This is a genomic window from Mesorhizobium sp. WSM4847, assembly GCF_055811335.1.
On record NZ_JBVVPY010000033.1, the window covers coordinates 26,704 to 40,494 of the forward strand.

The window sequence follows — 13,791 nt, forward strand, 5'->3', positions numbered from 1 at the left end:
CAGTGCCGCCAAGCCTGTCGACTGAGGAGCGTCATGGCTTTTTGTCCCTTTGAGCGGTAGGGGGTGGAGGGCTGTGTTCGCCCAGTTTCTCGGCCCACCACTTGCACGTCACTTCCCATGCCGGGTCGATGCCGCTCTTGACGATGACGGCAGCGACCAGCGGGGCGAGGAGCGGCGGAACAGCAATGGCAACGAGCGTGGCCGAGATCGCGCCGATCAGGGCCGCCTGCTCGAGTCGGAGCGCCTTGCGCAGCTTGTCGCGCTCCGCCGCGGCAGCGCCGTCGTCGCCGCAGAGCAGTTTGTAGAGCTCACGATGCAGGCGATCGAAGACCCGCGACCCGAGGTCCTTGAAATCGGAGACGAAGCTCTCGGACGTGGACGACGTTGCGAGTTCAAGTGCGTAGCTCCCTGCTGCGTCAGGCGAGACCTCGATGATCGCCGAGCGCCGCCCGATTTCGGCAAGCAGCGTATCGCTGTCCGCCGCCAGCAGCGCCTCGACCGTATCCGCGTCGGCGACTGGAAGCGGCCGCGCGCTCTGCGGTGTCTCCATCGCCTCGAGCTCGGTCTCCGCCAACTCTTCGACGGGCACGCCCTCACCGGCGGCCCGGACGATGCGCGCAACCTTGCGGAACCCCGCGCTGGTGGGATGCAGTTCGTCGAACCACTGGTCGTCGGCAACTATGCCCCGGCAATCGGCCACCGCCAGCCTGCCGCCGAGGCCGGCGGCGAGGTTGGTCAGCGCGGCATGGAACCGGTCGATCAGAATGCGGATGATCGCCCGCTGCATTGCCCGGTCGGCGATCCCGAGTTTGAGCATCGGTCGGCCGAGCCACGGGCCACCGTTCGGGACGCAATAGTCGTAGCTGTGGCAGACCACTCGCTTGGCGCCGGCGTTCAATGCCTTACTGACCAGTTCGCCATAAGCGGCGATGATCTTAACAAGCAGCTCGTCGAAGGCAGGGGTGACATACTCCGCTGCGGTCATGCCGCTCTGATGCGCCTTGAGATAGCGGGCGAGGCGGCCGTCGCCGAGCAGGTCGTTGCCGCCGCCGCTGACGATCAGGACGTCGGGTCGCTCCGCGACCAGGGCCGCGGTGACTTCGTCCTGGCGGGACATGTCGCTGAGCAGATCGCCTGCGCCGCTCACGCAATAGATCGCCCACGGATCGAAGAGGTGGTCGATGACGTCGTCAATGAGGAAGGGGTACTGGAACCAGGAGTCGCCTTCGGCGACCACCCGCAGGCCGGTCCAGCTGCCGATCTTCCAGCGGTAGAGCGTCTGGCGGCGCCAGCGGGAAACGCCGTTGAGGGAGGCCATCGCGACCGCCGCTTCCTCGTCGCCGTAATCGATGAGCGAGGGGTTGGCAACGACACTGGGCCTGAACGCCTGGCTCTCAACCCGCTCGATTGTTACATAGGGGCGCAGCTCGCTTTCGGGCACGTTGGGATCGGCGAGCATGGCTTCGAACGTAGCGCGGTCGATCTTCTCCATTCTGGGCCTCCCCTACCGGGCAAATGTCAGAGCACGTTCAGTCCCAGGTGATCGTCCATTTCCGGCGACAGGATGCCATCGGCCCAGCCGAGCTTTTCCTGCTGTTTTGCGATCAGCGCGTCGCGGGTCACCGGCCCGATCAGCTTGCTCGCATCGCGGGCCAAGCTTTTGCTGTAGGGCAGCGACGGCATCGCCCTGCGATCCGAAGCGGAGCCGCGGCAATGCCGCCCGGGCTTTGCAGCCGTTGGCGATCTCGCCCTGTCGCGAAGGCGCGACGCAAGCGCAGCATCGAGACCCGTCAGGACCATCACGCTGAATTGCTTGCCGTTGTCGGACTCCGCATGGACCCTGCCCAATCCGAGCGCGACGCAAAACTCGGCCCACCGCCCTGAATGATCCTGCTGTCGAGGTGCTATCCCGGAGGCGTATTCAGGCCACACAAGGCGCCTTTGATCACCTGCCCGTAGTAGGCGCGTCCCACGGTCCCAGCGGGCCACCTTGCGCGGGATGACGTCGGGCCATCCGACGTTGCGGGGCGTCGACCCGCTCACCTGCGAACCGCCAGAAAGGTCAGATCCTCTATGTCAGCCGCGCGAAAGCCCGCCTTTTCCGCACGACCAGCCTCCGCCACGCTTGCGATGAACTCAAACATGAGTCGTCCTTAGCCGGGGACATCCAAGCATCAGTTGTCGTATGCGCTGATGACGGGCCGCCTCCTTGGCTACTACTTGATTCCTCCCTGTTGCCTCCGTCAACCCCCCGACAACGATTGCAATGAGAGTGGTGGAATCGGCACTTTGCGACAATTTCTCCTTCAAACGCGCCGACTGTCATTGAACGCGGCGGTCTCTTGTGTGAAGCTTTGCCAGTCTGACTAACGCTCGGGTGCGTGGGCGCGCCAGCAGTTGGATGGCCTCCTCGCTCAGGATTGAGCGTCGCAGGGGTGCAGCAGGGGGGGCGTCATGATTGGCAGCAAGCAGGAACAAATTCGCAGCTACCTCGAGCTGATCAGCGGAGGTCACGGCATCGAAGCGGTGCTCGAAGGCGCCAGATCCTCCGCTGAAAGTGTGCTGGAGACCATGGCCGGGCCGATCCCCGAGGCGGGTGTCGAGGCGTCCGTCCATGCGGCACTGGAGGCCGTCGACACACTGGCGCTGGGCCGGGACGTCGCACCGGCTCAGCTCGACGACATCGAGGCGATCATCATCCCGCAGTACCGGCCGATCTACGACATCGTCGACAACTCGTTCACGTCGCGCCCGAGCGGCATAAACCCGACGCCGGGTAGCGCGATGTGGGCCAAGCTGGCCGACGACGCGACGCTCAAGCAGCGTATCGAGGCGAGCCTGCCGGCGATCGGACGGGTCGAGCTGCCAGGCCGCACCGACATCCCGTATGGCGGCACCGGATTTGTCGTCGGCCGCAACCTGCTGATGACCAACCGCCACGTGGCGGCGATCTTCGCGCAAGGGCTGGGTGACCGCCGGCTTCAGTTCATTCCCGGGCGTCGCGCCGTGGTCGACTTCCGGCACGACCCGAATCCGGGCGCCGTGTTCGTCGTCCGTGCCGTCCGCATGATCCACCCTTACTGGGACATGGCTATCCTCGAGGTCGAGGGAATCCCAGCTGAGATCGCCACACTGCAGCTCGCAGTCGACGACGCCAGGGACCTGGTCGGCCGCGAGATCGCGGTGATCGGCTATCCAGCGTTCGATCCGCGCAATGCCGCCGACGTGCAGGGCGACCTCGCTGGCGGCCGGTTCAAGGTCAAGCGCATGCAGCCCGGCGTCCTGCAGGGGACATTCGGCACCGAGAGCTTCGGCAAGATCGTGCCGGCAGCGACCCACGACTGCTCCACCCTGGGCGGGAATTCGGGCTCGCCGATTCTCGACCTAGTGAGCGGGAGAATCCTGGGCCTGCACTTCGGCGGCCGCTACCTCGAACGCAATTTTGCGGTGCCGTCGGCGGCGCTGGCCCGCGATTCCCGCGTCGTCGATGCCGGCGCCGAGTTCGCGGGCTCGCCCCCGGGCGGGCCAAACGACTGGGGCGGCTGGTGGATCCGCGCCGATGCAACAAGCCTGCCGGAAGCGGCCGGACAAGGTGGCAGCGGAAACGGCGGCGGAGGCGCCCCCGCTGCTTCGGCCATCGTGCCGCCGACCCCCCGGGCATCGCTCGCGACCCAGGCCGGTGAGGTGACCTTCGATGTGCCGCTGCGAATTACCGTGTCACTCGGCTCCGGCCAGCAGCCGATGGGCGTTGTCACCCAGGCAGCGCTGACCGAAGCGCCGTCCGAGGCACCCGGCGGCAAGGTGGTGCCGCGGACCGAGGCTGACTACGCGGGGCGCTGCGGCTACAATGCCGATTTCCTCGCCGGAACAACCGAACGGACATCGGTGACGGTGGCGATGCCCGAGGCGGCCGATCCGGCTTGCCTGGCGCCGCTCAAGGCCGGCGGCACGCGGCTCGACTACCAGAACTTTTCGATCATGATGCATGCCTTACGCCGGTTGGGGCTGATCACCGCATCGAACGTCACCAAGGAACCCAAGCTTCGCCAGCCGGAGCCTGGCCGCTCCTATTCGCGCAAGGGCCTGTTCAGTGAACGCTGGTTTCCCGACCGGCGCCTCGACGAGAAGTACCAGTTGCCCGACGTCTTTTATTCCCAGGATGCGGGCGCGTTCGACAAGGGCCACATCGTGCGGCGCGACGACGTGGCCTGGGGCGAGACCTTCGAGTTGCTGCTGAAGGGAAACGTTGATTCTTTCCATGTCACCAACTGCTCGCCGCAGGTCGCCGGCTACAACCGCTCCGACAGCGGCGAGGACAACTGGGGCGATCTCGAGAACCACATCCTCTCGGAAGCGGCGAGCGAACGCCTCTGCGTTTTCGCCGGTCCGGTAATGCGCGAGGACGATCCTGTCTTCGTCGGTCGCGGGAGTGGGGACAAAAACATCCACGCGCGCATCCCCAAGGCCTTCTGGAAGGTGGTCGTGGCGCGGGTCAGCGAGGGGATCGCTGCATATGGCTTCCTGCTCGAGCATGACCTCGCCGCCGTGCCGCTGGAATTCGCCGTGCCGGAGGCGTTCCTCGTCAAGATGCGGCCGCTGGCCCAGATCGAACCACTTGCACAGATCATCTTCGCGCCGCCGATCCGGGCGGCCGATCAGTATCAAACCTGGCGCGGCCTCGAGATCGCCTATCGCGCAGGCGCAGACCGGGAGGAAAGCAAATGAGTGCCTGGAGCCCCAGCCAGATCGCCAACCTCAGAACCATCCTCGCCAACCTCTATCCGTCGCGCGACGACGGGGAGCGCATTGCCGGGGACGCAGGGCTCGATAACTTGCGGATCGACCTTTCCGGCGCCCCCATAAACATGTGGCTTCGTATCCTGCGGTTCGCGAACGCCCTAGACAAGGTGGACAGCATCCTCGATGTCGCGCTAGCCGACAACCCCGGCCATCAGGGGCTGCAGCTCGCCAAGCAGCACGTGCCCCCGCCACCGCCGGTTGAAGGACCTGCGACGACCTGGAAGGGAACCGAGGACCCCGGGGCGCTTGAAAAGCTCATGGGTCCAAAGAGCACGCTGGTCCCCATCGCCTATCTCGAGATGGGGACGTTGCGCTCGAGGTCGGTTGCGAGGATCAGGCGCGGCGATGGGGCATCGGGCACCGGCTTCCTCGTTGCCGGCAACATACTCATTACCAACAACCACGTGCTGGCGACCGCCGAGCAGGCCGCTACCGCCGTCGCGCAGTTCAACTACCAGACCATGGTCGATGGCGCCGATGCACCCATCGAAGAGTTCGTGCTGCTGCCCGCTGAGTACTTCAGGACCTCCAAGGAGGACGATTGGACCGCAGTCCGCGTAAGCGGGGCGCCCGTCGGCAAGTGGGGCGAGCTCGACCTGCGGCCAGCGGCACTCGCGGCGGGCGACCACGTCAACATCATTCAGCATGCCGGAGGCGGGCCCAAGCAGATTTCGTTCCTCGCCAACGTCGTTGTGTTCGTCGGTGAAGGGCGGGTCCAGTATCTCACCGACACCCTTCCCGGATCGTCCGGTTCGCCGGTATTCGATGCCAACTGGAATCTCGTCGCGCTGCATCACAGCGGCGGCTGGCTGTCTGAGCCAAAGGCCGCCTCGAAGCGGACGTACTATCGCAATGAGGGTATCCTCATCGACCGCATCATCGATGGGATGGCGGGCTGATTTGCCTCATGGTGGGGCATTGCGGTTGGTCAGGGTGATTGCCAGTCCTCACCTGAGTTGCTCGGGTTGCAGAGCTCGGTCCCCGCTAAGCTTTTCGCGAGGGAGAGGGCGGAACTTAATACAGCAAGGGTGACCGATAACATAGCGTGCCAGCTCCCTCGGAATTTTTGTCCGAACTGGCTAAAAACAGCCCGAGCGTATCGCCACTCGGCAAAGCTGAGTCGGCCGACAAGCTTGATTGGACGTCTTGGTTCAATTGTGAGATCGCCCCGACAGTCAACCTCGACGGACCAGGCATATACGAGTGGCATATCGAAGGTGTCGGCTCTTATGTTGGACAATCCAGGCGGCTGCGTTCGCGCTTGAGAGAATATCCGAACAATGTCCGGAAGCTCGCCACCGGCGAGCCCTATCGGAAAAATAAGGTCGACGGATTCCGAAACGTTCACAAGCAGTTGGCGACCGCACGAGCTGATGGTTCGATCGTGACTTTTCGGGTGCTCGAGAACTGCGAGTTCGCCGACCTCAATACTCGCGAGCGGTTCTGGATCGCCCATCTGGGCACTTTGAATCGCTGAATTAGGGGATGGCAGGCGCAGCGCCACCGACGATCGACCGGCATGGCTAGAAAAGCGCTACCCGTCGTGCGCTGCCATACAAAGAGATAAGCCATTGCCCCATTTCGTGACTTCACCGGATTTTAGCGAACGCCTGCGACACACCGTTTCGGTTGCTTGGGGTGTTTTTGCCCGCAAGGTGGCGGGAGGCCTGATCCCGGTGAACAAGGAAGCGTCCATGCAACTGCAGTACGCCTACGTTCTCCAGCAACTGCTTCCGATGGCACTTCACGCCGACGATGAAAAGGTCGACATCGAGCTGGAGAGTACGTTTGCGGGCGAAACAGGAACCAACGAAATCGATGTCCTCGTCACGGGAACGAAGGGTAAGACCACGACCGCGATGGCCATTGAGATGAGCTCTACCGAAAATTTGCATCATCGGGAAAGCTGCGAGGAGCGCAGGACCTCTTCAGGCTTAACGTTTACGATGATCTCGCAGTTCTGGAGAGATATCTGGCTTCCGGCAAGGTTCACAAAGGAGTCCTGCTGGTTATGACTGACTATCGGTCCTTTGTCTTTCCTGCCCGCACTGATTCCAAAAGCTGGGCCTACAACACCTCCAACGGTCACGTCACAACACCAGGGCTGCACCTTACAGTTCAAGTCGGCCGCGAGCCTGTTTCGATTAAGCTGGAGAACTCGTATCGGTTCGACTGGCTCGAGTTTGGCCCCGGCCATTGGTTTGCTGAGATTGAAGGCGAAACCGCGATTGGTGATAGGGCAAAATCCCCTGCCGGCTTCCGATCAGATCTCTAACGATAAGCCTACATTTCAGCCCGGCAACGTCTGCCGGTCCAACTCGTCCTATGGACGGAAGCAGGGCATTCGCGGACTGGCCTCTGTCTCGCCGCGATTGCAGCGCCTGGGCGTTCAGGCTGAACCTCCCCCGGGTTTTTTTAACCGGGGAGGGGGTCACAGCGCCGGTTCAAAGGCTCCCACTCCCCCTACGCTCCCCGCGGCCGGTCCAGTGCAAGCAAGACGCCAGCATCAATAGGCTTTGCAGCCGATCACCCTAACCTGTGATGGAGTATGCCCGAGGAACGATTGTCCGCTGGGGAAAGACGATGGCCTGGCCGGAGCGCACACGCATCAGATGCGGTCTTTGCGAGTTCGGCTTGACAGGTGAACGACTGGAGCGGGCCGGAAGCTGTCAGTCCGCTATTCGAGCAGAACTACCACTAAGCTGCCACTCCAAAATAAAGCCACCTCTGCTCGCATCCCTGATGTCGAAGGTTGATATCGCTGACCACGCTAGAGGAGACTCCCGCATCGCTGCCAAGAAACGGTCCTGCGACCGCTCGCTATCTGAAAAGGTTCTCACTGCTTTTGTAAGGGCAGCCTTGTAGTTCGGGGTCCCTGATCTAGGATACGCCCGAATCTACCGTCGGATTACCGGCTTGCAGCGCCGCAACAAATGTCCTTTTCACCATGGAACGTCACACCGTCGTCGTCGAGGGCACCTTAGCCTTTCGCATGCAGCGTGTCGCAGCCGCGCAAGCGGGTGACCACGGTCTCGACGTCGCCACAGTCCCGCTGCTCGCTGCGCGTCTCGCAGGTGGTTTCAGCCGACTAGCCGATCACCCAACCCTTGTGCCGATCGTTGCTCGAGCACTCGCAGAGATTACTTTTGAAGAGCTCGAAAAGGTCAAGACAAGGCCTGGCATGGCACGGGCGGTCCTCTCGAGTCTGGAGCGTGTGTGGGCGGCCGACATTGGCTTTGACGATCCACTCTATCCGAGCGCTCGGCTGAACGACCTTGGTCGCATCGAAGCCTATCTACGCGAGCATCTTCCAATCGGCGCGCTGTTGCCTGTGGATCTGCGCGATCGCGCGCTTGCGCGCGTCGCTCATGCGCGCGCTGTCGTCGGCCCTCTTCATCTCCACCGTCCTATTTCCGTCGACCCGCTCTGGCGGCCGCTCGTCAAAGCCCTTGCCTCGGTCATCGAAATCACCTGGGAAGCGCCAGGCACGCAAGACAAAAGCTGGTTTCCTGGCACGATCCTGGCGACGAACTTGCAACCTCGTGAACATCTGACCTGTGAGGTTTGCGCCGATCCCCGCGCGGAGGTGGTTGAAGCGCTTCGCTGGGCGCGCGAATTGTTGAGCGACGGCGTGACGCAAGCATCCGACATCGCGATCGCTAGCGCTGACTTGAGCACTTGGGATGATCACATGCTGGTCCTCGCGGCGGACGCGGATCTCCCGATGCATTTCGCCAGCGGCGTTTCAGCCCTGAGCACGCGCGCCGGCCAGACCTGCGCGGCGCTCGCCGATGCGATGATCAACGGCCTGTCGCAGGATCGCATTCGCCGTCTCTCCCTGCTCTCTCCTTACCTGTCGGAGGCGCTTCCGCCTGACTGGATGAAAGGAATTCCCACCGAGGCGGGTCTCTTTGAGCCGGAGCATTGGGCGCGAAGTCTGGAGACGCTCTCCCGGACCGATGGTTCCCCGATCGCAACGGTCGTTATGCCGGTGCTTTATGGCCTTGTGGACGGCGCAAAAGCTGCGGTCAAACTCGGAAAGTTGCTCCTGCGCGGCAGCAGCCTTGGGCTCTGGCAGGAGGCCCTTCGTTTGGCGCCGGCCGCAGCAATGGAGATGACCCTAACGTCGTTGCGCATTGCGGATGAAAGCGACCCTGCCAACAATGTGGTCTGGGCGCGGGCGGCGGACCTGGTTGGTGCGCCACGCAAGCACATGCGTCTGCTTGGGCTTTCGAGCAGAAGTTGGCCGCGTGGCGACAACGCAGACCCGCTCCTGCCCGACCATGTGCTCAACGAACGCGAGTTGGTGGACCTGCCCCGGCTCGAGCGGGATAGGTTGGCCTTCGAGATCCTGACCGGTCATCCTGCTTCGAAGGTTACGCTGTCGCGCAGCAGGCGATCGGCCGAAGGCGCGTTCCTCGCCAAGAGCGGGTTGCTGCAGCGCCAAGTTGCCGAGCGTCCTCTTTCCCGGACGAGAGCGCCGGAGCATGCGTTCAGCGAGGGTGATCGTCTGCTGGCTCGTGCCGAGGATGCGATCGCTTTGCCGCGCATGAAGAGCGTCGTTTCCTGCTGGACGAACTGGACGCGCACGCTGGAGACAACGCCACATGACGGTGGGTTCAGGAAAGACCATCCGGCTGTTCTGCGCGCGCTGAGCTTGCCGCAATCCGCTACCTCGCTCCGGCGGCTGCTGCGGGATCCCTTGGGCTATGTTTGGCTAAGAGTGTTGGGGATGACCGCGCCTGAGCTGGCCGTTCAGCCGCTGCAACTCGATGCGGTGACCTTCGGTGAGCTCGTGCATGAATTGCTGCGCCTCGCGGTCGAGCGCATGCCCGGCCTTGTCAGCGCAACGCCAGCAGAAATTGATAGCGCGCTTGAAGCAGCAGCCAACAGCATCGCGGAGCACTGGCCGCTGACCCGGGCAGTGCCGCCGAGGTTGCTCTGGCTGGACACGATCGAAGAGGCACGGCGACGGGCCCGCCGCGGACTCACGGTAGATGACCGCTTCGGTCCTGGTACCCACAGCTTCAGCGAGGTGCCGTTCGGCACGCCTGAATCGCAGGCAAAGTGTTCCGATCCCTGGCGCGAAGACCAAGAGGTCCTGATCGGCCGTTTCGGCATCCTCTTGAAGGGCCGAATTGACCGTGTCGACGTGAAGTCCGACCGCCGTGGCGTCCGGATGTCCGACTACAAGACCGGCAAGACCCCGCGCGATCTGCGCGACGTCATCGTCGGCGGCGGATCGGAAGTTCAGCGCGCACTCTACGCCGTCACGATAAAACAGCTCATCCCCGAGGCAAGCACAATCATCTCCCGCCTCGTCTACCTCGACACCATGGAACCTCCGGCGCGTCTTGAAGGCGACATGCTCGAGCAAGCGGAAGAGACACTGCTGCGCTTCATCGATATCGCGGTCGAAGGGCTCAGAGCTGGGATCGCCTATCCCGGACCAGATGCGTTCGCAGGCTACAACCAACTCAGGATCGCGCTGCCTGCGGCGCTCGACCGCTACCAGCTGCGCAAAGATGAAGGTTTCAACGCCGCGCAGCACAAGCTCGCGCCCCTTTGGAGGGAGCGGTGATGCTGAGCGATGCCCTCGAGCGCAGTCGCGTTCTCACGGAACTCGACAGGACATTGCTGGTCGAAGCGGCCGCGGGCACGGGCAAGACGTCGCTGATTGCCGGCCGCGTCGTCATGCTGATGTTGCACGGTACGCCGCCCCGCAGCATAGCCGCGATTACATTTACCGAACTGGCCGCCAGCGAGCTGTCGCTGCGCATTCGCGAATACGCAGCCCAGCTGCTGGCAGGAGAAGTCCCAAAGGTCTTGCGCGGGGCTGTGACCCTTGAGTTGCTCAACGAACGGAAGGCTGTCCTCAGGTCGGCAATCGATGCCTTCGACGAGATAACCGCGTGCACGATTCACGCGTTCTGCCAGCAGATTATCATGGCCTATGCCGTCGAAACGGGACTCGACCCCGGGTCGAGAATGATGGACGGGCCTGCGGCAGACGCGATGTTCGAGAGCGTCATCTCCAAATGGCTGTTCGAGCGTCTCTCCCTACATACAAGGGAGGGCGAGGATCCGGTCGCGGTCCTCTCCAGATTCGAGCCCTTGAAGGTCGTCAAGGATAGCTTCGACCTTGCCAAGCTCAAGCTTGAGCATCCGGGGGCCGGCACGGTTTCGGTCGACTTCTCGCTGCGAAAGGATATCGAATTTGTCGAGAGCGTCCGTGCTTTCCGACGCTGGCAAGCGGACTATCCCAAGGAACGCCGCACCGGGACCCTGGTTGGAGAGTTCGAAACCCTCGCCGCATTTTATGAGAACTGCTTCGAGACGCAGCCAACCTTTGCTCGGCTATGGGAACTTGCCGACCCGCCGCGTACTGCTTCGATGAAATGGAACGAGTTCGCTTTTAAGAAGCAGCGCAATCTCGGGTATTGGAAATCAGCCTATGGCAAGGACAAAGGGCCGGAACTCGATCAGCAGGCCGAGACGCATTCTCATAACTGTGAAACGCAATTCGCAGAGCTCCTCGGCCAGATCGGCAATGCCATGGTCGATCAGATGTCACGTGCCCTCGACCCCGTCACCGACCTCTATGTTGAGCGCAAGGGCGACGCGGCTGTCCTCGATTTCGACGACCTTCTGCTGCGCGCACATGCCCTTGTGACCAAGAACGATGTCGTGCGCGAGGCTGTGGGTCGACGTTTTACGCATATCTTGGTCGATGAATTTCAGGACACCGATCCCGCCCAGGCCAGCATCCTGTTTTCGATCGCGGCGCGCGCCATGCCCGATCGCTGGCAAGATGCGGACCTTCGTGATGGGGCGCTGTTTGTGGTCGGCGATCCCAAACAATCTATCTACGCCTTTCGTGGTGCCGACATCGACAGCTACAATCAGGCGAAGCGGACGATTGCACGCTTGGGGGACGACCGCGTCGTCCACATAGGGGCCAACTTTCGCTGCCAGCCAGGCATCATTGACTACGTGAACGCCGCCTTCCAACCGGTTCTTGATGCCGACGGTCAGCCAAGCTATGGCGCACTCACCGCCACACGCGAAGGCGCCTTCCATGGCCTGCCTTCCGCGTCCCACGTGACCATTGGCGACGGTCGAACGGCGAGCATGCCCGAGCAGCGCGACGTCGAGGCGGCCGACATTGCGCGGATATGTTCCAAACTCGTTGGCGCAATCGAGATCGAAGGCGAGCACGATGGCAGGCGCCGCCTCCTTGAAGCGGGCGACATTGCCCTGCTTGCTCCAACCGGCACTGACCTTTGGCGCTACGAACGAGCACTCGAGACGCTCGGGCTTGCCGTCGCGTCGCAGGCCGGCAAGACGCTGTTGCTCCAGCAGGAGACTCAGGACGTACTGGCGCTGCTGCGTACGCTGGCGGATTCGCGCGACCGGCTTGCCTTCGGTGCCTTCATGCGCGGACCCATGGTCGGTCTCACCGATGAAGAGTTGCTCGACGTCGCCGAAGAAATCCATCAGGCCGGACCAGACGCCTCGCCGACTGGCCTCTTTGACATCACGACACCGCCGGCTCTGGTGTCCCATCCCATCGCCAGCTTCATCCTCGAGATCCTGCAAAAACTCCGCGCGCGGGTGAACGTCACCACGCCGCGCATTTTGTTGGCCGAGGCCATCGAGCAGCTTCAACTGCGCGTCGCACTGTCTGCGCGCAGCGGCAATAACCGGGCCGGGCGCTCACTTGCCAATCTTGATCGGATCGTTGAACTGGCGCGGCCATTTGATGTCCGGGGGCTCCGGTCTTTCGTCCGTCATCTCCAGCTCGATTGGGACCGTCGCGCCTCGCGGCAGGAGGGCCGGATCGACGCGTCGAAGGACGCGGTCGAGATCGTGACCATTCACAGCGCCAAAGGCCTTGAGTGGCCGGTGGTGATCCCCATCAACATGGGCACTCGTGCAAGACCCTCCGAGCGTTTCGTTCATCGTCAATCCGACAACACGCTGCACTGGATCATCGGCGGCGTCTGTTCCTCTGCACTCAAGCGTGCTCGGGAGGAGCAAGCGCGGCGTCAGGCGCTGGAAAATCAACGCATGTGGTATGTTGCCTCCACGCGCGCCCGCGACCTGTTGGTCGTTCCCAATCTTTCGTCGGCCAAGCCAGGCGCGTGGTCGAAACTGCTCAACCTGAGATTCGACCTGCTTGAGGAATTAAAGTTCAACCAACTCGAGCCACGCACAACCGCCAATTTCGACGCGGCCGCGTCACCTCAGGACGCAGATACTTTCGCACGGCAAGCCGCAATCGTTCAGGCAGCCTCACCACCACTGCGCTGGGTCAATCCCAGTGCCCACGATGCGGATCGTGCCGAAATCCTCGCACCGACTATGGCGGCCGACCCGAGCGGCGCGTTCGAATATATCGAGCCCATTGGGGCCGGCAGGACTCGCGGGCTGGTTCTTCATAAGCTTATGGAGGAACTTCTGACGGGTGAACTTTCACCGCAAGATGACGTTGCCGCCCGCGCTGAACGTCTTCTCAACGAGCTTCTTGCCATCGACGCTGCGGAGGGAGCGCTCCCTGCTCCAGGCGCAATCGCGACGACCGCGCTGCAGACCTATCGGCTGCCGTATGTGCAACGTCTCTTGCCTGTCCTTGCACCTGAACTGTCTATCTGGGGCGAGATAGGAGTCGGCAATCTTCTCGCCGGACGTGTTGATGCGATCGCAATCGAGGACGGCAAAGTCCTGGAAGTTCTGGACTGGAAGAGTGATCGCGACACAAGCCTGAACCGCGCTGCGTATGTCCAGCAGTTGCAGCGCTATCTTGAGGCAACGTCGGCGCCACGCGGCGCGATCGTATATATGACCACCGGCGAAATCGTGCCTGTCCTACCCGCGAATTGAAGCTCACCGGCCCGCACCACAACCTTCGTTAGCCGAAAGCAGGCGTCGAACGGCATGAGCCATGGCGCCGATTGCGGACCGGAAGTTTTCAAGAGTGGCGATGCTGAT

Annotated in this window: 9 protein-coding genes; 7 read left to right on the forward strand and 2 right to left on the reverse strand. The window is 62.6% G+C overall.

All coding sequences use genetic code 11. The annotated features are described in order from the left end of the window. Nucleotides 1-31 precede the first annotated feature (31 nt). Complete coding sequence (locus AC0L28_RS31315; RefSeq protein ID WP_473482232.1) at nt 32-1,492, reverse strand: GDSL-type esterase/lipase family protein; 1,461 nt, start codon at nt 1,490-1,492, stop codon at nt 32-34. A gap of 26 nt (nt 1,493-1,518) precedes the next feature. Beyond that, the gene (locus AC0L28_RS31320) at nt 1,519-1,683 is read right to left on the reverse strand and encodes a hypothetical protein (protein ID WP_473482234.1); all 165 of its coding nucleotides are present in this window, start codon (nt 1,681-1,683) and stop codon (nt 1,519-1,521) included. A gap of 771 nt (nt 1,684-2,454) precedes the next feature. On the opposite strand from AC0L28_RS31320, the gene AC0L28_RS31325 reads away from it, so the two are divergent. The 7 genes from AC0L28_RS31325 (at nt 2,455) to AC0L28_RS31355 (ending at nt 13,683) form a co-directional block, all read left to right on the forward strand. Then, nucleotides 2,455-4,725, forward strand: coding sequence for a DNA/RNA non-specific endonuclease (locus tag AC0L28_RS31325; RefSeq protein WP_473482236.1), 2,271 nt, complete (start codon nt 2,455-2,457; stop codon nt 4,723-4,725). Further along, the gene (locus AC0L28_RS31330) at nt 4,722-5,699 is read left to right on the forward strand and encodes a trypsin-like peptidase domain-containing protein (protein ID WP_473482237.1); all 978 of its coding nucleotides are present in this window, start codon (nt 4,722-4,724) and stop codon (nt 5,697-5,699) included. Before AC0L28_RS31325 ends, AC0L28_RS31330 begins: the two co-directional genes overlap by 4 nt. Before the next feature lie 167 nt (nt 5,700-5,866). Next, the gene (locus tag AC0L28_RS31335) at nt 5,867-6,277 is read left to right on the forward strand and encodes a hypothetical protein (RefSeq protein WP_473482239.1); all 411 of its coding nucleotides are present in this window, start codon (nt 5,867-5,869) and stop codon (nt 6,275-6,277) included. A 94-nt stretch (nt 6,278-6,371) separates the two neighbouring features. Then, nucleotides 6,372-6,815 carry a hypothetical protein gene (locus AC0L28_RS31340; protein ID WP_473482241.1) on the forward strand — a complete coding sequence of 148 codons (444 nt, stop codon included), beginning with the start codon at nt 6,372-6,374 and terminating at the stop codon, nt 6,813-6,815. Continuing rightward, nucleotides 6,812-7,075 (forward strand): hypothetical protein, encoded by a 264-nt coding sequence (locus AC0L28_RS31345; RefSeq protein WP_473482243.1) that lies wholly within the window; start codon nt 6,812-6,814, stop codon nt 7,073-7,075. Before AC0L28_RS31340 ends, AC0L28_RS31345 begins: the two co-directional genes overlap by 4 nt. Nucleotides 7,076-7,981: 906 nt before the next feature. Then, on the forward strand, nt 7,982-10,381 hold the full coding sequence (locus AC0L28_RS31350) for a PD-(D/E)XK nuclease family protein (RefSeq protein WP_473482245.1): 2,400 nt from the start codon (nt 7,982-7,984) through the stop codon (nt 10,379-10,381). After that, nucleotides 10,381-13,683 (forward strand): UvrD-helicase domain-containing protein, encoded by a 3,303-nt coding sequence (locus AC0L28_RS31355; protein WP_473482247.1) that lies wholly within the window; start codon nt 10,381-10,383, stop codon nt 13,681-13,683. Before AC0L28_RS31350 ends, AC0L28_RS31355 begins: the two co-directional genes overlap by 1 nt. Nucleotides 13,684-13,791 lie beyond the last annotated feature (108 nt).

What these genes read in the sequence shown, in the direction of transcription:
- AC0L28_RS31330 (WP_473482237.1), top strand. Translation starts at nt 4,722, where the DNA reads ATGAGTGCCTGGAGCCCCAGCCAGATCGCCAACCTCAGAACCATCCTC.
- AC0L28_RS31345 (WP_473482243.1), top strand. Translation starts at nt 6,812, where the DNA reads ATGACTGACTATCGGTCCTTTGTCTTTCCTGCCCGCACTGATTCCAAA.
- AC0L28_RS31320 (WP_473482234.1), bottom strand. Translation starts at nt 1,683, where the DNA reads ATGCCGTCGCTGCCCTACAGCAAAAGCTTGGCCCGCGATGCGAGCAAG.
- AC0L28_RS31315 (WP_473482232.1), bottom strand. Translation starts at nt 1,492, where the DNA reads ATGGAGAAGATCGACCGCGCTACGTTCGAAGCCATGCTCGCCGATCCC.
- AC0L28_RS31350 (WP_473482245.1), top strand. Translation starts at nt 7,982, where the DNA reads ATGGCACGGGCGGTCCTCTCGAGTCTGGAGCGTGTGTGGGCGGCCGAC.
- AC0L28_RS31355 (WP_473482247.1), top strand. Translation starts at nt 10,381, where the DNA reads ATGCTGAGCGATGCCCTCGAGCGCAGTCGCGTTCTCACGGAACTCGAC.
- AC0L28_RS31325 (WP_473482236.1), top strand. Translation starts at nt 2,455, where the DNA reads ATGATTGGCAGCAAGCAGGAACAAATTCGCAGCTACCTCGAGCTGATC.